This is a genomic window from Mesorhizobium sp. WSM4904, from assembly GCF_029674545.1.
GTDB lineage: Bacteria > Pseudomonadota > Alphaproteobacteria > Rhizobiales > Rhizobiaceae > Mesorhizobium.
In genome coordinates, this window is the sequence record NZ_CP121354.1 from 3,023,499 (window position 1) to 3,046,479 (window position 22,981).

The window sequence follows — 22,981 nt, forward strand, 5'->3', positions numbered from 1 at the left end:
CTGCTCTGAGGCAGAGCGCAGCTCAGCGTAGATAACGGCGATAAGCGATTTCGGGCGTCTGACCGATGCTTGTTCCAGTCGCCGGCGCAACGCCGGCCTGTCGAGAACAAGCCGCATGAAGTCCCATCGCATTCGCCATCAGTTTCTGCTCGGACCCGAGTTGAGCGAGAAGCTGGACAATCTCAGCCGCGATCCATCGACCACGAAATCCGCCGTTGTGGCGAAGGCGGTAGAAGCCTTCATCGAGCGGCAGGGCGAGACTGAGCTCGATCGGCGCTACGGCGTCAGGCTCGATCGTCTTTCGCGCGACCTCGCCCACGTCAGGCGTGATGGCGAGATGATCCTGGAGAGCCTGGCGCTTTTCATCCGCTTTTCGATCACGCTTCATGCCCACACGCCGGTCCCGGACAGGGCGACACAGGCTGTTGCCCAGGAGCGGTTCGACAAATTCGTCGAGCAGGTCGGCCGGCAGATCGCTTCGGGTAAGCGCTCGCTTGGCAAAGACAAAGGCATGGGAGGCGAAGCATGAGCTCTCATCCCGAAGCCGACCATCGCCGTCGCAGTATGCTGCGCACCGCCATGGGGCCGGCGATCACCGAGGCGCTGGCCGATCCATTGGTCATCGAAGTGATGGTCAATCCGGACGGCGCGCTTCGGCTCGACCGGCTGGGAGAAGGTCGCGTTGAAACCGGCGTGCACATGCACCCGTCGGAAGCGGAACGGATCATCCGCCTGGTCGCCTCTCATGTACGTGCGGAGGCACACGCGGATAATCCGATCGTCAGCGCCGAGCTGCCATCGGGCGAACGCTTCGAGGGTCTGCTGCCGCCGGTGGTGTTGGGGCCATGCTTCGCGATCCGTAAGCCAGCGGCAAAACTCTACACGCTGGCCAACTATGTCGCCGACCGCATCATGTTGCCACTCCAGGCCGATGCGCTGAAGAAGGCTGTGCGCGAGCGGCGCAACATTCTGGTCGCTGGCGGAACGTCGTCGGGCAAGACGACACTTGCCAACGCACTGCTGGCCGAAGTCGCCGAATGCGACGAGCGGGTGATCTTGATCGAGGACACGCGCGAACTGCGATGCGCGGCGCAGGACTGCGTTGCCCTGAGAACCAGGCGGGGTTCGGTCACACTGGCCGATCTCGTGCGCTCGACGCTCCGGCTCCGGCCCGACCGCATCATCGTCGGCGAAGTGAGGGGCGCGGAAGCCCTCGACATGCTGAAGGCCTGGAACACCGGGCACCCTGGCGGCATCGCCACCGTTCACGCCAATTCAGCGCGCTCCGCTCTCTACCGCATCGAGCAACTCGCCCAGGAAGCCGTTGCCACCGTTCCGCGTCGGCTCATCGCCGATGCTGTCGACCTGGTCGTCTTCATCGCCGGGCGCGGATCCTCGCGCCGCATTGATGCGATCGCCGAGGTTACCGGTCTCGACGGCAGTGGCGACTACGCCATCACCCCGCTCACGATTCCGCAACTCCAGCAGCTTTGAAAGGTCATTTCATGCGCAAGAAGCTTCGCTTTCTTTCGTCCACCGCGCTCGCGTTTCTTCTTGTCGCGCCGGCTTACGCGGCAGGCTCCGGCATGCCCTGGGAACAGCCGCTGCAGCAGATCCTGGAATCGGTGCAGGGGCCGGTCGCCAAGATCGTCGCAGTGATCATCATCATCACCACCGGTTTGACGCTTGCCTTCGGGGACACTGCAGGCGGGTTTCGCCGGCTGATCCAGATCGTCTTCGGCCTGTCGATCGCCTTTGCGGCATCGAGCTTCTTTCTCTCTTTCTTCTCCTTCGGCGGCGGAGCGCTCGTCTGATGGTCGCGGGCGAGCAGCACGTCGAGGGCTTCGAAGTTCCCGTCCACCGGGCACTGACCGAGCCGATCTTATTAGGCGGTGCGCCGAGAGCGGTGGCGATCCTCAACGGCACGGTGGCCGCGGCAATCGGGCTTGGCTTGCAGCAGTGGATCGCCGGACTGGTGCTTTGGATCGCCGGCCACACGCTCGCAGTCTTTGCCGCAAGACGCGATCCTGACTTCGCCGCCGTGCTTGTCCGTCATCTTCGTCTGAAGGGATGGCTTGCATGCTGAACCTTTCAGAATATCGCGGCAAGGCCGACCGGCTTGCCGATCATCTGCCTTGGGCAGCACTCGTCGCGCCCGGCATCGTGCTCAACAAAGACGGCAGCTTTCAGCGGACGTTGCGGTTCCGCGGTCCGGATCTCGAAAGCGCGACGGAAGCCGAGCTCGTGGGCATCTGCGCCCGGGCCAACAACGCGCTTAGACGCCTTGGCTCCGGCTGGGCACTCTTCTTCGAAGCGGAGCGCGTCGAAGCGCTTGGCTATCCGCAATCACGTTTTCCCGATGCCGCCTCATGGCTGGTCGACGAAGAACGGCGTGCGGCCTTCGAGGGCAAGGTTGCGCATTTTGAGAGTCGCTATCACCTGACCTTGCTGTTCATGCCGCCGCCGGACAGCCAGGCGCGGGCGGAAAGCGCGCTTGTCGACTCTCATCATTCGGACGGCGAGCGAAACTGGCGCCAGGAGCTGGCGCGGTTCGGTGACGAGACCGACCGTGTCCTGGATCTTCTGTCGGGCTTCATGCCTGAAGTGCGCGTGCTCGACGATGCCGAGACGCTGACTTATCTGCACGGCACAATTTCAACCCGCCGCTATTCCGTCGCCGTTCCAGAAACGCCGATCTATCTCGACGGCGTCCTGGTCGATGCTCCACTTACCGGCGGCTTGGAGCCGATGCTGGGTGAGCAGCATCTGCGTACCCTTACCATCCTCGGCTTCCCGAACCTCACCCGGCCCGGGCTACTCGACGCGCTCAATCATCTGGATTTTGCCTATCGCTGGGTGACGCGTTTCATTCCGCTCGACAAGACGGAAGCCACGAAGACGCTGACTCGGTTGAGGCGCCAATGGTTTGCCAAGCGCAAATCGATCGTCGCGATCCTGCGCGAAGTCGTGACCAACGAGCCGGTTCCGTTGGTCGACAGCGATGCCGACAACAAGGCGCTCGATGCCGACGAAGCACTTCAGGCATTGGGCGGGGATCATGTCGGCTTCGGCTATCTCACCACGACCGTGACGGTATGGGACGAGGATCGCCAAGCCGCCGCGGAGAAACTTCGCGCTGTCGAGCGCATCGTCAACGGGCTCGGCTTCACCACGATCCGTGAGAGCGTCAACGCGGTGGAGGCATGGCTCGGCTCATTGCCCGGCCATGTCTATGCCAATGTTCGCCAGCCGCTCGTTCACACATTGAACCTTGCCCATCTCATGCCGCTGTCCTCAGTGTGGGCCGGCCCGGCGGAGAACGAACATCTGGCCAAAGTCACCCGCGCCGAAGCCCCGCCGCTTCTCTTCGCTGAAACCGGTGGATCGACACCATTCCGGCTCTCCACGCACGTCGAAGATGTCGGCCACATGCTGATCGTGGGACCGACCGGCGCCGGCAAGTCGGTGCTGCTTGCGCTGATCGCCTTGCAGTTCCGGCGCTATGCCGGCGCGCAGGTCTACGTCTTCGACAAGGGCAATTCGGCGCGCGCGGCGACATTCGCCATGGGTGGAGAGCACCACGCGCTCGGCGCGGACGGTGCGCTTGCTTTCCAGCCGCTGCGCAACATCGACGATCAGGCGGCCCGCGGTTGGGCGGCCGAATGGATCGCAGGTCTCATCGCCCATGAGAATGTCACCGTCACGCCTGAGGTGAAGGAGGCGATTTGGTCGGCACTCACCAGCCTAGCTACTGCGCCGGCCCAGGAACGCACGCTGACTGGTCTGTCGGTCCTGCTCCAGTCCAATGCGCTGAAATCCGCGTTGATGCCCTACACGCTCGACGGTCCGTTCGGCCGGCTGCTCGATGCCGATGACGATCGGCTGGCCTTGTCGGATGTGCAGTGCTTCGAGACCGAGGAGCTGATGCACAGCCGGGGCGCTGTACTGCCGGTTCTCACCTATCTTTTCCATCGCCTCGAGGAGCGTTTCGACGGCCGGCCGACCCTGCTCATGCTCGACGAGGCGTGGGTCTATCTCGACAACCCGCTCTTTGCCGCCCGGATCCGCGAATGGCTGAAGGTGCTGCGCAAGAAGAACGTCTCCGTCATCTTCGCCACACAGTCGCTTGCCGATATCGCGGGCTCTTCGATTGCATCGGCAATTATCGAGAGTTGCCCGCAACGCATTTTTCTTCCCAATGATCGTGCGGTGGAGCCGCAGGCGAGAGCGGCCTATGAGCGCTTCGGTCTCAATGAGCGGCAGATCGAACTGATCGCCCACGCCACGCCGAAGCGGCAATACTATTTGCAATCGCGCCGCGGCAACCGTCTGTTCGAGCTCGCGCTCGGTCCCATCACTCTGGCGCTTTGCGCCGCCTCCGATCCGGCCACGCAGACCCTGGTCGACAGTGTGCTGTCCGAGCACGGGCAGGACAGCTTTGCCTCTCATTTCCTGAATGCGCGCAGCCTCGATTGGGCCGCCGAGCTTCTCCAGCAGTTTCCTCAACCAGACACGGAGCAATCGTCATGATGGGACGCCGCCTTTTCACCAGCCTCGTCACTGTTTCCCTGATCGCCAAACCGATGGCCGACTACGTTCGGCCGGCTTACGCCCTGATCGTGTTCGATCCGTCGAACTATACGCAGAACGTGTTATCGGCGGCACGCGCGTTGGAGCAGATCAACAACCAGATCCAGTCGCTTCAGAACCAGGCGACCATGCTTCAGAACATGGCGCGCAACCTTCAGAATCTGGATTTTTCTTCGGTCGGACAGCTCACCGGTTCGCTCCAGCGCATCGATGGGTTGATGGAACAGGCAAGTGGCCTGAGCTTTGACCTCAATAAGCTTCAGAACCAATGGCGTCAGCAATATCCGGAAAGCTACGACGCTACGATCAAGGCCAGCGATGTGGCGAGCGCCGCCCGCGAGCGCTGGCAGAGCGCCATGCAGGCGTTCCGCCAGACCATGGGGGTTCAGTCGCAGATCACCGAGAATGTGCGCGGCGATGGCGATCTGCTTGCCGATCTCGTCAACCGCAGTCAAGGGGCGGCCGGTGCGCTCGAGGCAAGCCAGGCCACCAATCAGCTGATCGCCCTTTCGACCAAGCAGCAAATGCAGATCCAGACGCTGCTCGCGACGCAGTTTCGAGCCGAGGCCGAGGATGCTGCCCGCAAGGCGCAGTCCGAGGAAGCCGCTCGCCAGACGACAAAGCGCTTCCTCGGCACCGGCACGGCCTATCCCGGCAATTGACCATCAACTCTTCACGACGAGGAAGGCGGCGACATGAATGACCTCGGCGTCATCGATCTCTTCATGGCGACTTTTACCCGCTATATCGACAGCGGGTTCGGTCTGCTCTCCGGCGATGTGGCCTTCCTCACTACCACCCTGATCGGCATCGACATCACGCTTGCCGGTCTGGCCTGGGCGCTTGCAGGCGAGCCCAACATTTTCGGCCGGCTCATCCGCAAGGTGCTCTATGTCGGCGTCTTCGCCTTCATCCTGAACAACTTCAAGAATCTCGCCGATATCATCTATCGGTCCTTTACCGACCTAGGCATCGACGCGTCCTCCGGCAATCTCTCGGCCGACAATCTCCTGCATCCAGGCCGTATTGCCGCAACCGGCTTTGAAGGCGCCTGGCCGCTGCTCGATCAGGCGAGCCAGCTTCTCGGCTTCCCGGAAATCTTTGGCAACGCGCTCACCATCTTCGTACTGCTCGTGGCTTGGTTCCTGGTCATCATCGCGTTCTTCATTCTGTCGATCCAGCTCTTCATCACCATCCTCGAGTTCAAGCTCACCACGCTGGCGGGTTTCACTCTGGTCCCCTTCGCGCTCTGGAACCGGTCAGCATTTCTGGCCGAGCGCGTGCTCGGCAACGTGATTTCCTCGGGCATCAAGGTAATGGTCCTTGCCGTCATTGTCGGCATCGGCTCCACGCTGTTTGGCGAATTCGCATCCGCGCTGCAAGGCAAGGAACCGGACTTGGCCGCGGCCATGTCACAGGTGCTGGGAGCACTGGCATTGCTCGGGCTCGGTATTTTTGGTCCCGGCATCGCTTCGGGTCTTGTCTCCGGCGCTCCGCAGCTTGGCACAGGCGCCGCGCTCGGGACCACGGCGGCAGCCGCGGGATCAGCGCTCGTTGCCGGAGGCGCGGCGTTTGCCGGGGCGCGCATGGCAACCGGCGGCGGTCTCGCTGCAGTCCGTGCCGGCACAACCATGGGATCGGCCGCTTCCACGGCGTGGCAGTTGGGACGGGTAACCTCGCCTGACTCCGGCCTGTCAGGTGTGGCTGCTGGAATGCAGGGGTTGGCAGGAGCCGTCACCGGCGCCGCGATGCGCACAGCTCGATCTGCCACAGGAGCGTTCGGACGCAGCGCGGATGCCGGTCGCGAAGCCGCGTGGACTGCCACGGGCGGTGCACCGACTGCATCAATGAGCGGAAGCCCTGCCGGTGCTGGCCCCAATGTCGCGCCGACCTGGGCAAGGCGCCTGCGGTCCGAGCAGACAGCTCGCGCCCATCGCCACGCCGCCATGCAGGCCGTCCGTGACGGCGACAGGCCTGGAGGCAGCGCCAACCCCTCTCTCAACGACAAGGACGACTAGATGCTGTTCAAGCGACCCGTTCAACGTTACGGCAAGACACCCGAGCCGGTCACGCCGTATCAGAAGGCCGGCCAGCTCTGGGACGAGCGCATCGGCTCGTCTCGAGTACAGGCGCGCAACTGGCGGCTGATGGCTCTTGGCTGTCTGGCCTTGGCGACAGGACTCTCCGGCGGACTTTTGTGGCAGTCGATGCAAAGCCGTGTCGTGCCTTATGTTGTCGAGGTCGACCGGTTCGGCGAGGCCCGCGCCGTCGCGCCGGCAATCCGAGACTACGAACCCACCGATGCCCAGATCGCCTGGCATCTCGGCCGCTTCATCCAGAATGTCCGTTCGATCTCCACCGATCCGGTGCTGGTGCGGCAGAATTGGCTGGCGGCTTACGATTTCGCCACCGATCGCGCAGCGCTCTTTCTCAACGAATACGCCAAGGCGAACGACCCCTTCGGCCAGATCGGCACACGCAGCGTGTCGGTTCAGGTGACCAGCGTGGTCAGGGCTTCCGACAGTTCGTTCCAGGTCAAATGGACCGAGCAGGTCTTTGAGCGCGGCAGCCTGGCCAGCACGACGCGCTGGACCGCGATCCTCACCATCGTGATCCGCCCGCCAAGCAATACAGACCAGCTGCGCAACAATCCGCTCGGCGTCTTCGTCAACGCCATCGACTGGTCGCGCGAGCTCGACAGCGCAGCACCTGCATCCGTTTCCCCGAAGGAGCCCGCCAATGACAAATAAAGCCTCATCGCTCCGTACCGCGCTGGTCCTGTCCGCGTCAGCAGCCCTTGTCTCCGCCTGTGCTTCGAAACCGGTGCCGCCGCCTCAGATTTCCTATGACGATGCGGACTTCAAGCCGGCCGCAGTCGAGAAGCCGCCGGAGAAGCCGGTCAGGATCGTCGAGGTGCCAAAACCCTTGCCGTTACCCGGCCAGTTGCAACCCGATCCGGGCAAGGTCGCCGAGGACAAACGCTCCCCTGAAGAACGCGTCGCCGACGCCAACAAGGCGGCGACACAGCAACCGACCAAATACGGCTATGTCAATGCGGTGCAGGTCTATCCCTTCACCGATGGCGCGCTCTATCAGCTCTATGCCGCGCCGGAGCGCGTCACCGATATCGCTCTACAGCCGGGGGAGAAACTGACGGCCGTGTCGGCCGGCGACACTGTGCGCTGGGTCATTGGCGACACCGTCAGCGGCACCGGTGACAATCAGCGCACCCATGTGTTGGTAAAACCCTTTGCGCCGGGGCTTATTACCAACCTTGTCATCACGACGGACCGGCGCACCTACCACCTGCAGCTCCAAAGCACCGAGAAGATCGCAATGGCGGCGATCTCCTGGACCTACAGCGAGGATCAGATCGTCGCGGTTCGCCAACGCAACGCTCAAGCCGAGGAGACCATGCCGGTCGCGTCGAATGTGGCGCTCGAGAACATTCACTTCCGCTACGCGATTACCGGCGATACACCGCCCTGGAGACCGACGCGCGCTTTCGACGATGGCAGCAAAGTCTATATCGAATTCCCGCGCCGCATCGATCAGGGTGAGGCACCGCCGCTCTTTATCGTCGGTGCTGACGGGAACAACCAGCTCGTCAACTACCGGATGCGCGGCAACTTCTATATCGTCGATCGCCTGTTCGCCGCGGCAGAGCTTCGGTTAGGCACTAAGCAGCAGCAGGTGGTGCGCATCACGCGGGCAGACGGCCGACAACCATCGCCCCGTATGTCACACTTTCCGCGTCTTGGCAGGTGAGGGGGAGGGCTCATGACCGATACTCACCGCTCTAATACTTCGCCGAAGCTGGATCCTGAGCAACTGCAGCTGCGCGCTTCTCCGAGACGCGCCGTACGCTTCAGGGGCGGCGTGATTATTGCTATCGCCGCTGTTGGATCCAGCGCCATATTCGGCGTCGCCATGGTGGCACTTCGAGGGCCAGCTTGGCGCATCAACGGCCAGATGGAAGACCGCTATAACACCGAGCGCAAGCCAACCGCCGAAGGAATCGACGCGCTTCCCAAGGACTATTCTGGGGTTACGCCGAAGGCTCCGGTCCTTGGGCCACCACTGCCGGGCGACCTCGGCCGTCCCATCCTCGAGCGCCAGCGACAGCTCGGCATCGCGCCGGGACAGGATAACTCCGCCGAGGAGCAGCGCCTTGCCCAGCAGGCGATTTCGGCGCGTGAATCGCAAGTCCTCTTCCGCATCGACAATCGACCTACCCAGACAGATCTCGCTGGTAAGGGGCGAGGTGCCCAGCAGTCGTTTGAGCCGCTTCCACAGTCCGATGCGACACGCGGATCGCCTTCGGTTGCACCAGCCGAGGGCGACCAAAACAACCAACAGCGCAAACTCGATTTTATCGACCAAAAGGACGCGGGCGGGATCTACAATCCACACGCGCTGCAGACACCTGTTTCGCGATATCAGCTCATGGCCGGTAGCGTAATCGCCGCGAGCCTCATTACGGGTATCAACTCCGATTTGCCCGGCCTTGTCGTCGCACAGGTCACCGAGAATGTGCACGACACGGTCACCGGCAGCACCTTGCTCATTCCACAAGGGTCACGGCTGATCGGTACCTATGACAGCGTGGTCGCTTTTGGGCAAAAACGGGCACTGCTGGTCTGGCAACGCATTGTGATGCCGGACGGCTCGTCGATCAAAATCGACAATCTACCCGCGACAGACACTGCCGGCTATGCGGGGCTGGAGGACAAGGTGGATTTGCACACCTGGCAGCTGATCAAGGGAGTGGCGGTAGCTACGTTGCTGGGCGTCGGCACTGAGTTGAGTTTCGGGAGGAACGAAAGCGATCTGGTCAAGGCGATCCGGCAATCCACTCAGCAGAACGTCAGTCAAGCTGGCCAGCGCATCACGGACAAGAACCTCAACATTCAGCCCACCATCACGGTCCGCCCTGGTTGGCCGCTGCGGGTGATTTTGTACAGAGACGTCTTGCTCAGGCCATACACGGGTTGAAGAGGAATAATCATGGCCAGCCTAAAGCTAGGAAAGCTTCCCGACAGGACACCTTCGAAGATCACCATCACCGTTAGCGCGGCCTTGAGCCAAGCTCTCAACGACTACGCGGCGCTTTACCGCCAGACCTACGGCCAGTCGGAAACGGTGGCTGAACTCATCCCATTCATGCTGTCGGAGTTCCTCCAAAGCGACCGAGCTTTTGCCAAGGCCCGAAAGGAAGGTGTGCCTGGTGTCGCGTTTGAGAAACCGCGACGGCAATCAGCTTCAACAGCAGACAATGCGTAGCGCGGGATGTTCCGAGAAGGACAGGCTCTTGAACCTGGGCGCCGCCTTCAGCCTCTTTGATCGGCCGCCAAGTTTCGCGGTGGGCTTTTTGACCGGAGCGGCCTTCCTTCCCAACGATTTTGCCAGCGCTGAGCGGACAGCCCAATCGTCTGGGGCGACCATGGGATAATCCTTCGCCAACCCATTTCGCCCGGTGTTTATCGGGCGTCATTCCGCGCCGGGTTGCCAGATGGCGCTTAAGGGACTTGTATTTCCGAAGGGCCGCACGTTTTCCAGTGCGTTGAACGTAGCGCTTGAGGCAATCATCGCCGCATTTGCAAACTCGGAGAGCGACTGAAGGGACCCGGTGCTGCAGATGGCTACTTTCTTCTTCGCCTATTGCCGCGCATGCAACTCGGCGGCTAGCGCTTCAAGCGCTTCCATGTCGGGCGCGTAGTTGGCCGCATGCGCTGGGTACCGCTGCATCTGCTGGCGATAGAAGTTCAGCCACTTCGGCAAGTCAGCGATCGGAAATGTTCCTCGCCATATGTCTTTCTCGAGCGTGAAGGTGCCCGCCGCCGAATCGAAAGTCGCTACCGTCTTCATGGGCGCATTAAAGTGGTCTCGAAACAAAAGGCGCGGCCGATCGTTAGCGATCTGCAACGATGGGTCCACCATGCCATCCACCTCGATAGAGAAAACCAAATACGATCCGACAAGCAGGATCTTGTCCGTCTGGTTCGTGGCCAGCGGCAAGCGTTACGATTTCGAGGAGGTGCCGCCGGAGACCTACGCGGCGTTACGGTCGGCGTTTGTCAAAGGTCGCTATTTCAACGACCATATTCGCAATCACTTCCGCTATCGCCAAGTTCCTGACTAGCTGTCCAGTTGAAGCGGCTCGTGTTCGTCCTGCTCGTGCCACATGTCTTTCAACCACTTGGCCGCACGTCTCATACCACAGAAGTTCGAATCTTCGTCAGCGGCCGGCTGGCGGTGCACCGTCACCTCTGGACGAGGGCCGAGCTTAGAAAGCTTCGTCATCCTCGAAGACGGTGCGTAGATTTCAGGCTGCGCGGCTTCGGTCGCATGTATCGGGTTTTCAGGGCGCCAGGGCTCGTCGTCAATTCGACCGCCACAAGCACCGCCGCCAACGCTTTCTACATCGAGTAGCGCACAAAAGAATGACATTTAGAGGGGAGAAGGGCGTCCCAGACCACCAGTCTCCCCTCCCGTCAAAAGGCTGGCGATCAGTAATCGCCGTTATAGTAGCGGTCGTCGCAGGGCGCGGTGTAAATCCGGCCGTAGCGGTCCTGGTAGCGGCAGAGCTGCTCGCCGCGGCGCTTCGGAGTGGTCGCGCTGCCGACGACGGCGCCGAGCAGCGCGCCGCTCGCAGCGCCGATCACCGTACTCTTGGTGTTGCCGCCGATGGCCTGGCCGACCAGCGCGCCGCCGGCGCCGCCGATCAGCGCGCCCGTGGTGGCCCTCTGCTGACCCTCGGTTTGTGTCTCGCATCCGGCAAGGGCTGCGGTCATCAGCACCGCCACGAAAACCTTCTTGATCATCATCTCCAGAACTCCTTTGAAGCCCCAAAGACCAAAAGAAACAGGGGCGTACCCGGCCGCAGTGGTCTCGCATTGCGGCGGAACGGCGGCAAAGCCCGCTCACGAAGTGAGTCATGGTTTCCCGGCTGTTGAAGAGCATGGTCGCCAAAACGGAAAGACGGCGCTTACCCGAGGAACGATTGCCCGGCCTGCTTCACTCTTAGCGGGACCAAGATCGGGACCCCTGAACACTGTTCTCCAGCCGTCACCGTGCTGAGCGATGAAGGCTCGGGAATTGTTTCCCCATCCTCAACAAGGCCCTCGACATGGAACGCCAGCGCCTGCGCAGCGAGCTCACGCACCTCGCCCAGGCTTGCACCGGCAGTGACGACGCCCGGAAAGTCGGGAAAAGACACTCCAAAGTCGCTGTCGCCGTCTCTATGAACTAGCCCGACGTAGTGCCGCATACCCTTTTCCTCTGTGCGCTTGGCGCTAGTTTGAGACATCGATAAGACGACGGAAAGCGATGGACAAGGTTGCATCGGTTCGCAGTGCTCCCTCGGGCAGGCGCATGGTGCGCGCAGCCCAGTATCTGCGCATGTCGACCGAGCACCAGACTTACTCGATCGACAACCAGAAGGATGCCATCCGCGACTATGCCGATATCATGGGCTACGACATCGTCGCCACCTATGAGGACGTCGGTCGCAGTGGTCTAAAGCTGGGAGGGCGTCCGGGCCTTCAGCAGTTGCTGGCCGATGTCGAGAGCGGGACAGCCGATTTCGAGACGGTCGTTGTATATGATGTCAGCCGCTGGGGACGCTTCCAGAATATCGATGAGAGCGCCGCTTATGAGTACCGGTGCCAGATGGCCGGGGTGCGGATCGAATTTTGCGCCGAGCAGTTTGCAAACGACGGAAGCATCGGATCCGATGTGCTCAAGGCTATCAAGCGCAGCATGGCGGCCGAGCATAGCCGCATGCTGTCGCAGAAAGTGTTCCTGGGTCAGGTAAGGCTGATCCGGATGGGATTTCGCCAAGGCGCAAAGGCTGGGCTCGGCCTACGACGCTTACTTATCGACCAACAGGGGCACCCAAAAGGCATTCTTTCATCCCACGAATACAAGAGCCTGCAGACGGATCGAATCGTTCTGGTGCCCGGCCCGCCCGGCGAGATCGCAACCGTGCGATGGATCTTCGATCACTTTGTCAAAACACGAAAGACAGAGCTTCAGATCGCAAGACTGCTCAACAAACGCAGCGTGCTGACCGACCGCGGGCGCCCATGGACACGGGAGTCTATGCACTCGCTGCTGACCAACGAAAACTACATCGGCAACAGCGTTTGGAACAGGAGCTCGACCAGGCTCAAAGGCTGTCATGTCAGCAATCCCCCGGAACAGTGGGTGCGGGCGGAAAACGTCTTGGAGCCGATCGTGGACCGCAAGGTGTTCAGCCAAGCGCAGGCTATCCTCAAGACCATCTATCGCCACATGACAAACGAGGAGATGTTGGCCGCCCTCAAGGCGCTCCTGGCCCGTCGCGGCGCCTTGTCCGCCTCGATTGTCGACGCCGCACCCGATTGCCCGCCGTCCACGCGCTATCACTCGCGTTTCGGAAGCATCGTCAAAGCCTATGAACTGATCGGATACCAGCCACCCAAGAGTTGCCGCTTCATCCATGTGAACCGGCGCCTGGAAACGATGAGGCAGGGGGCGATCCAGGATCTGATGGCGGCGTTTGAAAAGTGTGGCGCGTTTGCGACCTATGATACGGAGACGGACCTGTTGCGGATCAACCATGAGATCACTGTGGCGATCGCGGTAGGACGCTGCAGGGTTTCCGGCCTTGGCTATCCGCGCTGGTTCTCGAGGGCTGATCATCAGCCAACGCCGGACATTTTTGTCCTGATCCGGATGAATCCCGGCGACCTCACCATTCGAGACTACCTGATTGCTCCCGCATGTGAGATCGCTGGCAAACGGGAATTGCATGCTGACAACGGGGCGCGGCTGGATTCATATCTCTTTCCCACGCTCGAGCCGCTTGTTGCGTTGGCGGAGCGGGTATCCGTCGAGGGCGCACTATGAACGTTAAGCGCCTGAGCCGGGAAGCCGCCTACGAGGCGCTCCTGCACAGTGACCGCAGAAACGCGAGGCGTTTTGCCCTCGACCAGCAAGCGCCAAGGATGCGTCGTTTCGGCCCCAGGCTCCTCAAGACCTATGTCGCGGAATGCAAACGAAAGCGTGCCTTCATAGAAGAATCAGAAGAACTGGAAAAACGCCTGGAATGTATCGCCGCGGCGGTTCTTTTGATTACGGGCGACTGGCAGTTCCGCGCCCTGCTTGCATCCGAGGGCCTTGCGACGATGCCAAAATCATTGGCACAGAGGGTTCAAGGCTTGCCGCCCGCACAACGCTCGCTTCAGCCCGCCTCTGTACCGAGCGCCCCCCTGCTCCCCGCCGGCGAGGTTTGCCCGGAAGTCCGGAATCTGCTGCGGGACTGCACTGGACCGGCAAAGCTTTTCGCCTTGCTCGGGCTGGTCGTTCCGGTCAGGCAAGTGGAGATTGCCCGGCTGATGATTGCCATGAAGCGGGTCAGGTTCAACTACGTGAAAATGCTCGTCGCTCTTACGCCACGGTCCCTTCTGGCCAAGGATGCCGATCCGCGAAAGGAGATTGCCGGCCTTTCCGAAGATCAAATGGCAGAGATGGAGCCCGAGTTGGCCAAGCTTTGCTTGGCGTATCTAAGCGCCGTGGAACGACGCGGGCCAGCGAGCCTGGAGCTGGTCGCGGCCAGCCGCTATTTTGACCGGTTGATGGATAGTTCCAAGGTTGTGCGTTATTTGGCCCATAATTTTCCCGGCCATTTTGAAGAGTTTCACAGCTTGTCCGTACCCGTCCTGGAATAAGTGGAATCATCCATTTGCTATCAATATCAGCTTTAGATGGATTGCCGCTTCGGCGAGGTGGGCCGGCGGAATGTCCGATTTTCGTCCTCGTGTCTCCAAGCAGAGCGACCGATTACGCCCCATCCCGGTCGTTGAGTTATGGGGAATACACGTTCGCGCGGGGCAGACTGAGCGGGACTGGGAAATGTTTTCCCGGCCTGTTGAGCAGGGCTGCGGCCAGCGTCGAGTAGGTTGTCGCTCGGGGTGGAGGACATGTCTGAGCGGACATGCCGCCGAGACCATCGGCGGGCAGAACGGGAAGACTAGTTAGCGCCGTGCCCACAACTATGGCAAAAAGTTTGCAGTATCTCGGCACGTCTTCATCTGTTACTTTGACTATTTATAGAGTCTCTGGGAACTGATCTTGGTTGATCGCCTTCACTATACGCCAATCCGATGGGCATGCCTGTTGCGAAAATCGCGCACTATTTGATCGAACGACTGGCCCCGACCTCCGGACCGCGTATTTTCGTTGCGACAGCTATGGCCATGCCCTATGGCTCGAGCAAAGCGCCGCCGTATTGCGCCCAAAGGTGTTCGCAGTCCCAGATCCTCAAGCTTGGCGTTCCTGGTTCCCCATACAGGACCATCGCACCGCGAACGTCGTAACCAAGCACCGACGCATTGGCGACAAATTGGATGGCGCGCCCTAGGCTGATAGCGCAGATCCGGGTTTCAATTTTGCTGGCGAGGTCGATCACTCCGAAGATTTCCGCGTCGGCGCCTCTGCCGGCCAAAACAGCCATGGAGATCGCATCGTCCCGAGCTAGCAACATCGCGAGAGTCCCTCAAAGCGGCGCTTTCTAACTTCGATGTGCGAAATTGGTTCCGCGTGCCCGAAAGAATCTGAGATCAACCATCCAGTTCAAGCGGCTCATGGTCCGGCCGCTCATGCCAAATGACCTGGCGGAGATCGCGCCGGTCGACCGGCTGGCCGCATTTCCTGCAATCGTAGAAATGCTCCTGCTCGCGGGGAGGGTCGCCCCCGTGTCGTCGCCCGAGGATGGGTGGCCCAAGGTCCGAAAGCTTCGTCACCCGCGCAACTTCCTAGCCTCGCGCTCGAGCGTCTTGCGGTCGTTGCCGTGCTCGCCGATCAGTTCCCGAACTTGCTCGGGCGTGATCCGGTGCTGCTTGGCGAAATACCTCACCTCGTAGTCCTCATCTGCCGACACGCGGTCGCGGTCGCGGAAATCACGTTTGCTCTTGTCGTCCGTCATGGCGCTGTTCCTCCTGGCAGGGAAACCCATCACCGGGCACGAACGTTCCAATCTGCTTTTTCAGCAATCGCTAACGGAACGCCTGCGGCTGTGCGATATTTGAATCAAATTCGAGTATCGCGTGGGGTTTCGATGCGTAAGCCCGCCGGCGGCGTCCGGTTATCCTTCATTCGTCCGATGGAGCCCGATCTGGTCGAGCAGCCGCCCAAGGGCGAGGGATGGAGCCACGAGGTCAAATTCGACGGCTACCGCACCCAGCTCATCAAGGATGCTGACGGCATCCGCCTCTACACCAAGACCGGGATTGACTGGACGGCCAAATATCTCCCGCTTGCCACGGAGGCGAGTTCGATCGAGGCACAAAGCTTCATCATCGAATGCGAGACGATCGTGACCAACGAAGCTGGGCTGTCCGACTTCCATGCGCTGCGCGCGGCGATCACCAGACGCCCGCAGGATCTCTATCTCGTCGCGTTCGATCTCCTTCACCTTAACGGCCACGACCTGCGCGACATGGGGCTGAAAGACCGCCGGGAGATTCTGCAGGCGCTCATTCCCTCTGGCGGCCATATCCAATTCAGCGAGGCGCTGCCAGGCACCGGCGATGCCGTCTATCACCTCGCGTGCGAAGCCGGGCTGGAGGGCATCGTTTCGAAGCGGCTGGACAGCGTCTATCGCAGCGGTTCGACGATGAATTGGCGCAAGATCAAATGCTACGTCGAGAAGGAGATGGAGATCATCGGGGTCAAGCGAGAGACCGGGAAGCCGGCGATGGTGTTGATGGCTGACAACGGCCGCTACATGGGCGGTGCCTTCGTCACTTTCAAAGCCGACAAGCGGCAGGCATTATGGGAGCGCGTGCAGGGTAAGACCGGGGCACCGCCACCAAAGGGCCTGACGAAAGAAAGAGCTGAATGGCTGAGGCCCGGTCTAGTCGGCCGGGTCAAGTTTCTGAAGGGTGAGGAGAAACTTCGCCACGCCTCACTCAAGGATTTTCGGGAAGAAAGCTAGGCAGCTGCTGGCCGCCAAATGTTCCTGTTGATCAGAACGACGACAGGGATGGGAACATGGCGGCCAAGGCGCGCAGCCTTGCGCGAGCGGCTTCAGCCCTTTTCGCGGTAGCCGGCGGTAACCTCGTCTTTGTGCGCGGCGAAGGCTGCCAGAACCTCGTCTTTCTCGGGCTTGGGAATCTTGAAGTGGTCCAGGGTTCGTCCGAGCTCCGCTGCGACCTCATCGAACTCCGCGGGCGAGATTTTCAAGCGGCGGTGGGCTTCCTCAAGGCCGAGTGGTGTCGAGCCCGGCCTGGTGGCCACAAACTTAAAAGGACCGCCCGAAACGTCGCAGACCCAAAGCGTGCGCATGAACTTGAGGCCGGGCAGCCGTTCAAGGTTCTTGGTATGCCATTCCCGCAGCTGGGGGTTCTTGGCCTTCTGGCCGACAATGGGATTCTTCACCACGGCGTCACTGAAGTGGTCCACCACAGCAGCTATGGCGAACACGCCACCCAGCCGCTCATATAGACTTTTCTCAGGCTTCGTTGGCTTTGTCTGCGCGAGTGCATCGTGAGCCGGCAATACAGCCATAGACGCGGCGGCCGCCGCCAACACAGCGACAACGCCTCGTCTTGTGAAGGGGGTCGAAACAGCTGTTTTCATTTCTGATCTCCTGCAGCTACGCCACAGCAAGCCGCAGCCTGTCTGGCGCCTTCAATGAAGTCGCTTCGGACATGTGATGCTCTTTATCCACCCAGGAGAGTCTGGTGCAGCCAACGGCTTCGTCAATATGAGCATTCGCTAACGTAAGAAAAACGGGGCTACGGCGAATTCTGAAATAAAAGGCCGAAGGCCGCTACCTCATCAAAACTGCTTACCGGCGCGGATCATCGCCCGAGCAATGGCAAGCTCTGCCTCAACCTTGGCGTTTTCCTTCTGGGTCATGTTGTCGGCGGCGATCAGGCGCCGCAGGGCGCGAATAACTTCGCCGCGCTGCCAGCCCGCATCCAACATGCAATCAACAATGGCTTGGAACCCCGGCTCCATTGCTTCCTGACAGTCAATCTCGCGGTCCGGGTAGGCACTGGCGCGCCTAGGAGGGCTTATCATAGGAATTTCTCTCCCTCGCCGCGGTGTTCAAAGCAAAACCAGTGCGACGGCTGGCGCGGTCGGGCAAAACCCCAGCCGGCATCCTTGCCGCATCCGGCGTGCTCGCAGGCATGCCCGAGAGGGCCATGCTCGCGCGGCTGGATCGGTTCGCCGGGTCGCGTCGGTTCATCGCTCATAGCAGCTTGATCGGTTCGATGAGCCCGGCATGGTCATTCGGTTTCTTGTCGATGGCCGCAGCATTCACCTCTCGACCGACACGATAGAACTGCAATTGCCCGTCGATGTCGTGGTTCAGAATGTCCCTCAGATCGCCTGCCGGCGTCTTGGGGTCGAGCCAGGCATCGTAATAGGCGGGATCGAGAATGAGCGGCTGGCGATCGTGGATCTGATCGACCGGTGCCGCGGATGGCTCGATGATGATCGTGCAGCTCGTCACGTCAAGGTTCGAATTGTAGGCCCACAGGCCGGCGAACGAGAAAGGCGCGTGGCCCGGCTGGAAAATGAGCCAGGGGTCTTTCTTGCCGTCGGCGGGCGAGATCGTCCATTCGTAATAGCCGTCGGCCGGGACAAGGCAACGCTTCGACTTGAAGGCGTCCCGAAAGGCCGGCTTCGTGTCGACGCTCTCGATGCGGGCATTGAACATCGCCGCCTTCGGCATCTCTTTGGCCCAGAAGGGTACCAGCCACCATCGCCCGGTGCGTACCTTGTGGTTGCCGTCGTCGGCCGCCGTGATGAACGGCACCTCGTCGGTCGGCGCGATGTTGTAGCGCGGTGCGTCGTTGCGCCCGACGTCGGCGGGAGCCGTCAGCCGGTAGAGGCGGTGGATCTCCGACCACGGCAGATAACGGGTGTAGCGTCCGCACATTCCCTCTACCTCAGTTCCGCAGGATTTCCGGCACGCTGAGCGGCCCGATCTCCAGAATTCGCTCATAGGCGCCCTGGCGGCGCCACACGCCGCGTGCACGCCCGTTTTCCCTGTCACGCTTCGGATCGAATACGATGCCACCGAAGTGGTCAAGGAAAGCCCTGGCGGCCTCGCGATCGGCGAAGCAATGCAGCCGCCATTGTTCCTGCTTGCCGCCCTCCCAAACCGCGATCACCGCTCTTGTCCTGCATGTCAGCCCTCGCTCCTGAAGGAAACGCCTGATCAGCGAGAAGTTGCGATCGGTGCAGATGTCGTCGGGCAGGGCAACTTGGTGCGGCATGTCACGATCGATGATCGAAGGCGCCGGGATGCCACGGCTTCGCCTCACCATGCCGGAGGCAGAAAACTATCAGCTTGAAGACGCATGGCCGCCAGCGTGAGGGCAATCGCGGTATTGGCTGGCGGCTTCTCCATGTGCAGATAGCCATCAGCACAACGCCACGCGGCGACGCTCAAGTCATCGTCGTCATCTTCGTAGCGGTCCAGTTGGATAATGCGGGCATCACAAGGATCCTGGTCGACCTCGATCTTCCAGCCCTGAAGGGATTTCTCGGTGATGGCCGCAACCTCAGCCAGGTTGCTCGTGAGATACGGAAGGCCCAAAGCAGCGGCCTCTTCGGGCGTCCCCGGCTCATTGACCCAACCCATGACATAGCAGATGTCGATGTCGAGCTGCCGGTCAGGACCGGTGGCTGTTTCGAGGCGCTGAATGATCTCCCGGTAGCGCCGCTGCCTGTCCGGCCAAGTCGCCAGATTGGCCATCTTCACCCTCGGCTCGACCGCGCCGATTCCCAAAACTCCATGGGCTCGGACGACCTTATCCGCGGGCCAACCAGCACAACATGCTTCGCACGCGGCCCGCTCGGCCTTCAACCAAACACTGGCCGTCGCATCCTGATCCTCAGTGGGTTCCGCATCTTCAGGAAAACCCTTCATATCCCACAGTTCAACCGCGAACATGCCGCTCGCCGCGTCCTCGTAGGAAATTCCAGAGTCCTCAAAAACCGCCCCCGCAGCGGCTACCCCGCGGGCAAGTTCTTCAAACGTTGCGTTCTCGATCACCAATCGAAGTGGCATTTCCGCCTCCTGTGGCTATCCTGCCATCAGTGAACAAAAAGAGAACGCGGGAGTCAAGAGACCTCTTGACGACACAGGAATATGTTCCTCACTTCAAGGAATGCCGGAACAACCCGAAAAGTGGCCGAGAGGCGTCGCCTGGACCCTGACGCATGCCCATGATGCCGGGCAAGTGGCGGGCATCCGCTGCGCCCGCTGCAACATCACGCGCTACTACAAGCCGCTCGAGCTGCGGGAGGTGATCGGCAACGTTACGATCGATGAGGTGCGGGACAAGGTGCGCTGCCAGCAGTGCGGCAGCCGGGAGTGGATGAGCGCGCAGCTATTCCACCCGACAGGAGAGCAGTCGCACACGATCCGCCTCCGGCGCCTGGTGGAGATCAGATGGGAGAAGCGGGTGGTCTGGCGAGATGAATAGGTGAACTGCGGGAGCGGCCCGGCGCACTGGCGGGTAGGCCAGCACGAGCCGGGTCTAACAGGCGGGGGCTCGGAAACAAACACGGCACCGGCTGATGATAAATATACGCTCCTGCCGCAATGAACGGCACGCATCTATAAGGCGGATCCAAGAGTAGCCGCACGCGCCGCTGCGGAACACCGGTCTCTAATTCCCGCGTGGTCTGGATCTTGGTCCTGGCAAGCTTTCACACGGATTTGCAGCCAGTCTGGCGGTTCGCGGGTCCCTTAGCCACAGAGACTTCTTTTTTCTTTCCAGTATATGATTGCGATCGAAATCGACGGCCGCTTGGCCTTTCGTCGCGGCGATCACATAGTCGGCTCTGTTCGTTCGATAGTCTTCTTGGACAGACATCGCTTTCCTCCCGGTCCGCGGCCTTCCCTCCATAGGCCCGGACCGAGACACTAGCTGCCGATGCATCGCAGGAGTCTACAAATTGAGGATTGTATTAAAATGATACACTTACCCCCGCGCCCATCGGAGCTTGTAGGACCGCTGCGGCTCTGTGCTATCGTGGAGAACGCTTTTACTCCTGCTCTTCGCCAGCTTGGTCCCAGGCTTGCGGCCAAGGCCCATCGACTTCGCCAGTGTCGACCGCTGCGCTGCGTAATTCGGCGCCACCTGGCGGCGTGTCCGGCGTCGTCCAAGGCGATGCTGTAAATGACGGTCGCACCCCTACGAGCCCGGTTACGCTGCCCCCACTCCAGACATTGGGGGGCGGCAATATTTACAACGGGACTGATGGAGGTGGCGGCGTCGATACTGGTTCGGGCACCATATACAACAGTCCAAACTAGGCTGATGGCGGGCCCAAGGCGTTAGAGATGTAGCCACTTGGCCGCCCAGTTTTCCTAAGCGAAATAAACGCAAAATGCCGTCAACCTCGGAGCCTTTGTCCCGCTGAAATTGCTGAAATATAAAGCTGGGGAGTGGAACAGCCCACTCCCCAGCCTTAGAGAATGTCGCCAAATTTGGACAGCACTTCGCTCGTTGGAGCCGAGTGGCAATCCCGAGCTATTTGCTGCAGACCGCGCCTGTCTGGGCTTCAAGAGCTCGCTCTCACTGACAGAGCAACCTTCTCCGGCCGCCTCGGGATAGATCGTTCTGTAGATCGGAACGCGGGCCCCATTTCATGATCAGCAGCTTCGCGCCCCGATCTCGGCCGTACAGATCAGCGTTGCCGTTCCCTGAAGCTGCCGTAGCAGGCTAGCGGGTGCAGAGGTCGTGCCGGTACCAGGTGAGGACGTACGATCCGGTTGTCGCAGCGAAAGCTACCGCCTGTGTTTCTGAATCCTGCTGATGCGAGATCAAGCCATGTCAAACCGTCAGGGACGATGCGACTAAGCGCGCCGTCCCCTGGAGCTTGATGTCTAGGCCGCCCGCAGGCCCACCATCGGACGCAGGTTCTGGTTCATGCGGAACAGGTTTTGCGGGTCATAGCGCTGCTTGATGTCCAGCAGCCGCCGATAGTTGCCGCCATAGGCCGCTTCGACCCTGTCGACCTCGTCCTCTGGCATGAAGTTCACATAAGCCGTGCCAGCGGCGTAGGGTCGTGCTTGCTCGTAGATACTGCGAGCCCAGTCGATGCACGCCTGGTCCATTGCCGGTTCGCGCCAGCGGGCATGGACGTTCATGACGAAATGCGAGCTGCGCTGCGGAAACGCGGTGGCGTCCGCCGTGACCCGGCCCGCCGCCCCACCGACATGGCCGAAGAATATTTCGCATTCCGGACCCGGAAGCCTGGCAATCGCCGCCGTGGTGACCTCGATCGCGCTGTCGGAGAGCTCGGTGAAGTCGTGGCTTTTCCAGTAGTTGCGGGCGCCCGGCGCAAGCAGCGGGTCGAAGGCTTGCTGCCAGCCGGTGAACGGATTGGAACCGACGACGTCGGCGATCGGCGTGCCGATGGCGCGAAGCCCCTGCGTCGCCTTTTCGCCGGCCAGGGTATCGCCGCAATAGCACATAGCCAGCACCAGCACATCCTTGCCGTGCCATTCGGCCGACAGGAAGGGAAGCGGCGGCGCCTGCCGCATGACCACCCAGCAAGTCAGTTCGTCGGGGGCCGCTTCCAGCGCCTCGCGATACTCCCGCAGCACCTTCCGCGCATCGGCGAAAGGATGGACGACAAGCCCCGACAGCACTTGCGGCCCGAACTGATGGAGTTGGAACTCGAATGCCGTGACGACGCCGAAATTGCCGCCGCCGCCGCGCAGCGCCCAGAACAGGTCGGGGTTCTCGCTCTGGCTAGCGCGCAGCAACTTGCCGTCGGCGGTGACCACGTCGGCGGAAACCAGATTGTCGATCGTCAGCCCGAATTTGCGGGTGATCCAGCCGAAGCCGCCACCCAGCGTCAGGCCGGCAATACCCGTGGTCGAGTTGATGCCGGTCGGCAGGGCCAATCCGAAGGCCTGTGTTTCCCTGTCGACATCGACGAGCGTGGCGCCGGGTCCGACCCAGGCCCGCCGTGCCCCGACATCGACCCGCACCGACTTCATCGGCGACAGGTCGATCATCAGGCCGCTATCGCAGACGGCGCTGCCGGCGATGTTGTGGCCACCGCCGCGCACGGAGACGAGGAGCTTGTTTTCCCGTGCGAAGTTCACGGCGGCAATGACGTCCGAGGCGCCGACGCAGCAAACGATCAGCGCAGGCCGCCGGTCGATCATGCTATTCCAGATGCTGCGTATGTCGTCGTAGGCGGCGTCGCCTTCCCGCAGCACCGTGCCACGTATTTGTGCCGAAAAGGCTTCAAGCGTTGCGGCCTCGACGGTCGTCGTGCCGCCTTCAAGGGTGGCAAAGCTCATGGCATTCATGATTTCCTCCCGATCTTGTTGGTGAGCCTCTCTCCTGAATTTAGTGTGCGC

Annotated in this window: 26 protein-coding genes and 2 pseudogenes; 16 read left to right on the forward strand and 12 right to left on the reverse strand. The window is 61.2% G+C overall.

The annotated features are described in order from the left end of the window. The first annotated feature begins 115 nt into the window (after positions 1 to 115). From QAZ47_RS14490 to QAZ47_RS14540, 11 genes are read left to right on the forward strand one after another with little or no spacing between them, the layout of a single operon-like run. A complete protein-coding gene (locus tag QAZ47_RS14490) occupies positions 116 to 529 on the forward strand; it encodes a CopG family transcriptional regulator (protein WP_278207433.1) in 414 nt (137 codons plus the stop codon). Further along, positions 526 to 1,494 (forward strand): P-type conjugative transfer ATPase TrbB, encoded by a 969-nt coding sequence (gene trbB / locus QAZ47_RS14495; protein WP_278207434.1) that lies wholly within the window; start codon positions 526 to 528, stop codon positions 1,492 to 1,494. Before QAZ47_RS14490 ends, trbB begins: the two co-directional genes overlap by 4 nt. An 11-nt stretch (positions 1,495 to 1,505) precedes the next feature. Further along, positions 1,506 to 1,814: a TrbC/VirB2 family protein gene (locus QAZ47_RS14500; protein ID WP_278207436.1), complete on the forward strand. Its 309-nt coding sequence runs from the start codon at positions 1,506 to 1,508 to the stop codon at positions 1,812 to 1,814. Beyond that, the gene (locus tag QAZ47_RS14505) at positions 1,814 to 2,086 is read left to right on the forward strand and encodes a VirB3 family type IV secretion system protein (RefSeq protein WP_278207438.1); all 273 of its coding nucleotides are present in this window, start codon (positions 1,814 to 1,816) and stop codon (positions 2,084 to 2,086) included. The genes QAZ47_RS14500 and QAZ47_RS14505 overlap by 1 nt, the downstream gene beginning before the upstream one ends. After that, the gene (trbE, locus tag QAZ47_RS14510; protein ID WP_278207440.1) at positions 2,080 to 4,530 is read left to right on the forward strand and encodes a conjugal transfer protein TrbE; all 2,451 of its coding nucleotides are present in this window, start codon (positions 2,080 to 2,082) and stop codon (positions 4,528 to 4,530) included. Before QAZ47_RS14505 ends, trbE begins: the two co-directional genes overlap by 7 nt. Further along, positions 4,527 to 5,252, forward strand: coding sequence for a P-type conjugative transfer protein TrbJ (trbJ, locus tag QAZ47_RS14515; RefSeq protein WP_278207441.1), 726 nt, complete (start codon positions 4,527 to 4,529; stop codon positions 5,250 to 5,252). Before trbE ends, trbJ begins: the two co-directional genes overlap by 4 nt. Positions 5,253 to 5,285: 33 nt before the next feature. Further along, a complete protein-coding gene (gene trbL, locus QAZ47_RS14520) occupies positions 5,286 to 6,608 on the forward strand; it encodes a P-type conjugative transfer protein TrbL (RefSeq protein ID WP_278207443.1) in 1,323 nt (440 codons plus the stop codon). Next, positions 6,609 to 7,340: a conjugal transfer protein TrbF gene (gene trbF / locus QAZ47_RS14525; protein ID WP_278207445.1), complete on the forward strand. Its 732-nt coding sequence runs from the start codon at positions 6,609 to 6,611 to the stop codon at positions 7,338 to 7,340. It abuts the gene before it with no gap. Next, positions 7,330 to 8,358: a P-type conjugative transfer protein TrbG gene (gene trbG, locus QAZ47_RS14530; protein ID WP_278207446.1), complete on the forward strand. Its 1,029-nt coding sequence runs from the start codon at positions 7,330 to 7,332 to the stop codon at positions 8,356 to 8,358. Before trbF ends, trbG begins: the two co-directional genes overlap by 11 nt. Positions 8,359 to 8,370: 12 nt before the next feature. Then, complete coding sequence (locus QAZ47_RS14535; RefSeq protein ID WP_278074753.1) at positions 8,371 to 9,585, forward strand: TrbI/VirB10 family protein; 1,215 nt, start codon at positions 8,371 to 8,373, stop codon at positions 9,583 to 9,585. A 12-nt stretch (positions 9,586 to 9,597) separates the two neighbouring features. After that, positions 9,598 to 9,873 carry a DUF2274 domain-containing protein gene (locus QAZ47_RS14540; protein ID WP_278074752.1) on the forward strand — a complete coding sequence of 92 codons (276 nt, stop codon included), beginning with the start codon at positions 9,598 to 9,600 and terminating at the stop codon, positions 9,871 to 9,873. Here the strand turns inward: QAZ47_RS14540 and QAZ47_RS14545 are convergent. Further along, positions 9,853 to 10,126 (reverse strand): annotated as a pseudogene (locus QAZ47_RS14545) (MucR family transcriptional regulator); the annotation flags it as partial. The gene QAZ47_RS14540 and the pseudogene QAZ47_RS14545 overlap by 21 nt on opposite strands. Positions 10,127 to 10,248: 122 nt before the next feature. Beyond that, the gene (locus QAZ47_RS14550) at positions 10,249 to 10,608 is read right to left on the reverse strand and encodes a hypothetical protein (protein ID WP_278208018.1); all 360 of its coding nucleotides are present in this window, start codon (positions 10,606 to 10,608) and stop codon (positions 10,249 to 10,251) included. On the opposite strand from QAZ47_RS14550, the gene QAZ47_RS14555 reads away from it, so the two are divergent. Next, a complete protein-coding gene (locus tag QAZ47_RS14555; protein ID WP_278207448.1) occupies positions 10,529 to 10,732 on the forward strand; it encodes a KTSC domain-containing protein in 204 nt (67 codons plus the stop codon). The genes QAZ47_RS14550 and QAZ47_RS14555 overlap by 80 nt on opposite strands. A gap of 367 nt (positions 10,733 to 11,099) precedes the next feature. On the opposite strand, the gene QAZ47_RS14560 is transcribed toward QAZ47_RS14555, so the two are convergent. Together QAZ47_RS14560 and QAZ47_RS14565 are read right to left on the reverse strand one after the other, a co-directional pair. Then, positions 11,100 to 11,417, reverse strand: a complete 318-nt coding sequence (locus QAZ47_RS14560; protein ID WP_278074750.1) for a YMGG-like glycine zipper-containing protein — start codon at positions 11,415 to 11,417, stop codon at positions 11,100 to 11,102. Positions 11,418 to 11,668: 251 nt separating this feature from the next. Further along, a pseudogene (locus tag QAZ47_RS14565) lies at positions 11,669 to 11,860 on the reverse strand (type II toxin-antitoxin system HicB family antitoxin); the annotation flags it as partial. A gap of 59 nt (positions 11,861 to 11,919) precedes the next feature. Here QAZ47_RS14565 and QAZ47_RS14570 point away from each other — a divergent pair. Together QAZ47_RS14570 and QAZ47_RS14575 are read left to right on the forward strand one after the other, a co-directional pair. Continuing rightward, positions 11,920 to 13,482, forward strand: coding sequence for a recombinase family protein (locus QAZ47_RS14570; protein ID WP_278207450.1), 1,563 nt, complete (start codon positions 11,920 to 11,922; stop codon positions 13,480 to 13,482). Then, positions 13,479 to 14,303, forward strand: coding sequence for a plasmid partitioning protein RepB C-terminal domain-containing protein (locus QAZ47_RS14575; protein WP_278207451.1), 825 nt, complete (start codon positions 13,479 to 13,481; stop codon positions 14,301 to 14,303). The genes QAZ47_RS14570 and QAZ47_RS14575 overlap by 4 nt, the downstream gene beginning before the upstream one ends. Positions 14,304 to 14,836: 533 nt before the next feature. On the opposite strand, the gene QAZ47_RS14580 is transcribed toward QAZ47_RS14575, so the two are convergent. After that, positions 14,837 to 15,088 carry a hypothetical protein gene (locus QAZ47_RS14580; protein ID WP_278074747.1) on the reverse strand — a complete coding sequence of 84 codons (252 nt, stop codon included), beginning with the start codon at positions 15,086 to 15,088 and terminating at the stop codon, positions 14,837 to 14,839. Between the two features lie 285 nt (positions 15,089 to 15,373). Continuing rightward, positions 15,374 to 15,559, reverse strand: a complete 186-nt coding sequence (locus tag QAZ47_RS14585) for a DUF3606 domain-containing protein (protein WP_278074746.1) — start codon at positions 15,557 to 15,559, stop codon at positions 15,374 to 15,376. 132 nt (positions 15,560 to 15,691) lie between these two features. Here QAZ47_RS14585 and QAZ47_RS14590 point away from each other — a divergent pair, with 132 nt between their 5' ends. Continuing rightward, the gene (locus QAZ47_RS14590) at positions 15,692 to 16,570 is read left to right on the forward strand and encodes an ATP-dependent DNA ligase (RefSeq protein ID WP_278207452.1); all 879 of its coding nucleotides are present in this window, start codon (positions 15,692 to 15,694) and stop codon (positions 16,568 to 16,570) included. Positions 16,571 to 16,662: 92 nt separating this feature from the next. On the opposite strand, the gene QAZ47_RS14595 is transcribed toward QAZ47_RS14590, so the two are convergent. From QAZ47_RS14595 to QAZ47_RS14620, 5 genes are all read right to left on the reverse strand, one after another. Then, complete coding sequence (locus tag QAZ47_RS14595) at positions 16,663 to 17,214, reverse strand: group 1 truncated hemoglobin (protein ID WP_278207454.1); 552 nt, start codon at positions 17,212 to 17,214, stop codon at positions 16,663 to 16,665. A gap of 201 nt (positions 17,215 to 17,415) precedes the next feature. After that, on the reverse strand, positions 17,416 to 17,598 hold the full coding sequence (locus tag QAZ47_RS14600) for a hypothetical protein (RefSeq protein WP_278207455.1): 183 nt from the start codon (positions 17,596 to 17,598) through the stop codon (positions 17,416 to 17,418). A gap of 235 nt (positions 17,599 to 17,833) precedes the next feature. Further along, positions 17,834 to 18,526, reverse strand: coding sequence for an SOS response-associated peptidase (locus QAZ47_RS14610; RefSeq protein WP_278207457.1), 693 nt, complete (start codon positions 18,524 to 18,526; stop codon positions 17,834 to 17,836). Between the two features lie 10 nt (positions 18,527 to 18,536). Beyond that, entirely contained in the window at positions 18,537 to 18,866 is a 330-nt protein-coding gene (locus QAZ47_RS14615) for a hypothetical protein (protein ID WP_278207458.1), read from the reverse strand. A gap of 44 nt (positions 18,867 to 18,910) precedes the next feature. Continuing rightward, on the reverse strand, positions 18,911 to 19,663 hold the full coding sequence (locus QAZ47_RS14620) for a hypothetical protein (protein ID WP_278207459.1): 753 nt from the start codon (positions 19,661 to 19,663) through the stop codon (positions 18,911 to 18,913). A gap of 172 nt (positions 19,664 to 19,835) precedes the next feature. On the opposite strand from QAZ47_RS14620, the gene QAZ47_RS14625 reads away from it, so the two are divergent. Continuing rightward, entirely contained in the window at positions 19,836 to 20,081 is a 246-nt protein-coding gene (locus QAZ47_RS14625) for a hypothetical protein (RefSeq protein ID WP_278207460.1), read from the forward strand. Between the two features lie 1,409 nt (positions 20,082 to 21,490). Here the strand turns inward: QAZ47_RS14625 and QAZ47_RS14630 are convergent. Further along, the gene (locus tag QAZ47_RS14630) at positions 21,491 to 22,930 is read right to left on the reverse strand and encodes an FAD-binding oxidoreductase (RefSeq protein ID WP_278207461.1); all 1,440 of its coding nucleotides are present in this window, start codon (positions 22,928 to 22,930) and stop codon (positions 21,491 to 21,493) included. Positions 22,931 to 22,981 lie beyond the last annotated feature (51 nt).

Coding starts and splice junctions, on each gene's coding strand:
- QAZ47_RS14615 (WP_278207458.1), bottom strand. CDS start 18,866: ATGCCGCACCAAGTTGCCCTGCCCGACGACATCTGCACCGATCGCAAC.
- QAZ47_RS14540 (WP_278074752.1), top strand. CDS start 9,598: ATGGCCAGCCTAAAGCTAGGAAAGCTTCCCGACAGGACACCTTCGAAG.
- QAZ47_RS14600 (WP_278207455.1), bottom strand. CDS start 17,598: ATGGAGCCGGGGTTCCAAGCCATTGTTGATTGCATGTTGGATGCGGGC.
- QAZ47_RS14490 (WP_278207433.1), top strand. CDS start 116: ATGAAGTCCCATCGCATTCGCCATCAGTTTCTGCTCGGACCCGAGTTG.
- QAZ47_RS14535 (WP_278074753.1), top strand. CDS start 8,371: ATGACCGATACTCACCGCTCTAATACTTCGCCGAAGCTGGATCCTGAG.
- QAZ47_RS14620 (WP_278207459.1), bottom strand. CDS start 19,663: ATGCCACTTCGATTGGTGATCGAGAACGCAACGTTTGAAGAACTTGCC.
- QAZ47_RS14560 (WP_278074750.1), bottom strand. CDS start 11,417: ATGATGATCAAGAAGGTTTTCGTGGCGGTGCTGATGACCGCAGCCCTT.
- trbE (WP_278207440.1), top strand. CDS start 2,080: ATGCTGAACCTTTCAGAATATCGCGGCAAGGCCGACCGGCTTGCCGAT.
- QAZ47_RS14580 (WP_278074747.1), bottom strand. CDS start 15,088: ATGGCTGTTTTGGCCGGCAGAGGCGCCGACGCGGAAATCTTCGGAGTG.
- QAZ47_RS14630 (WP_278207461.1), bottom strand. CDS start 22,930: ATGAATGCCATGAGCTTTGCCACCCTTGAAGGCGGCACGACGACCGTC.
- QAZ47_RS14505 (WP_278207438.1), top strand. CDS start 1,814: ATGGTCGCGGGCGAGCAGCACGTCGAGGGCTTCGAAGTTCCCGTCCAC.
- trbG (WP_278207446.1), top strand. CDS start 7,330: ATGACAAATAAAGCCTCATCGCTCCGTACCGCGCTGGTCCTGTCCGCG.
- QAZ47_RS14555 (WP_278207448.1), top strand. CDS start 10,529: ATGCCATCCACCTCGATAGAGAAAACCAAATACGATCCGACAAGCAGG.
- QAZ47_RS14570 (WP_278207450.1), top strand. CDS start 11,920: ATGGACAAGGTTGCATCGGTTCGCAGTGCTCCCTCGGGCAGGCGCATG.
- QAZ47_RS14610 (WP_278207457.1), bottom strand. CDS start 18,526: ATGTGCGGACGCTACACCCGTTATCTGCCGTGGTCGGAGATCCACCGC.
- QAZ47_RS14575 (WP_278207451.1), top strand. CDS start 13,479: ATGAACGTTAAGCGCCTGAGCCGGGAAGCCGCCTACGAGGCGCTCCTG.
- trbJ (WP_278207441.1), top strand. CDS start 4,527: ATGATGGGACGCCGCCTTTTCACCAGCCTCGTCACTGTTTCCCTGATC.
- trbF (WP_278207445.1), top strand. CDS start 6,609: ATGCTGTTCAAGCGACCCGTTCAACGTTACGGCAAGACACCCGAGCCG.
- trbL (WP_278207443.1), top strand. CDS start 5,286: ATGAATGACCTCGGCGTCATCGATCTCTTCATGGCGACTTTTACCCGC.
- QAZ47_RS14595 (WP_278207454.1), bottom strand. CDS start 17,214: ATGAAAACAGCTGTTTCGACCCCCTTCACAAGACGAGGCGTTGTCGCT.
- QAZ47_RS14500 (WP_278207436.1), top strand. CDS start 1,506: ATGCGCAAGAAGCTTCGCTTTCTTTCGTCCACCGCGCTCGCGTTTCTT.
- QAZ47_RS14585 (WP_278074746.1), bottom strand. CDS start 15,559: ATGACGGACGACAAGAGCAAACGTGATTTCCGCGACCGCGACCGCGTG.
- trbB (WP_278207434.1), top strand. CDS start 526: ATGAGCTCTCATCCCGAAGCCGACCATCGCCGTCGCAGTATGCTGCGC.
- QAZ47_RS14590 (WP_278207452.1), top strand. CDS start 15,692: ATGCGTAAGCCCGCCGGCGGCGTCCGGTTATCCTTCATTCGTCCGATG.